This window comes from Thauera terpenica 58Eu, assembly GCF_000443165.1.
Taxonomy (GTDB): Bacteria; Pseudomonadota; Gammaproteobacteria; order Burkholderiales; family Rhodocyclaceae; genus Thauera; species Thauera terpenica.
Genome location: NZ_ATJV01000033.1, coordinates 1 through 227, shown reverse-complemented (window position 1 = coordinate 227; position 227 = coordinate 1). Strand labels below are relative to the sequence as shown.

General features: G+C 69.2%; 1 protein-coding gene. It reads left to right on the top strand.

Translation table 11 applies throughout. The features are described 5' to 3' along the window. On the top strand, positions 1-227 hold a 227-nt coding region (locus M622_RS23960; protein ID WP_021248105.1), incomplete at both ends, for a Uma2 family endonuclease.

The following is a 227-nucleotide window of genomic DNA, read 5'->3' as shown; positions in this document are numbered from 1 at the left end:
GCCCTCGACGACGCCCTGGAAGGCACGCCCTGCCGCGCCTACATGGCCGACATGAAAGTGCAGGCGGCGGCCGACGAAGCCTATTTCTACCCCGACGTCCTCGTCACCTGCGACCCCGCCGACCATCGCGCCGACCAGTTCATGCGCGCGCCCAAGCTCATCGTCGAAGTCCTGTCCCCCGCCACCGCCGCCTACGACCGTGGCGAGAAGTTCGCCGCCTATCGGCG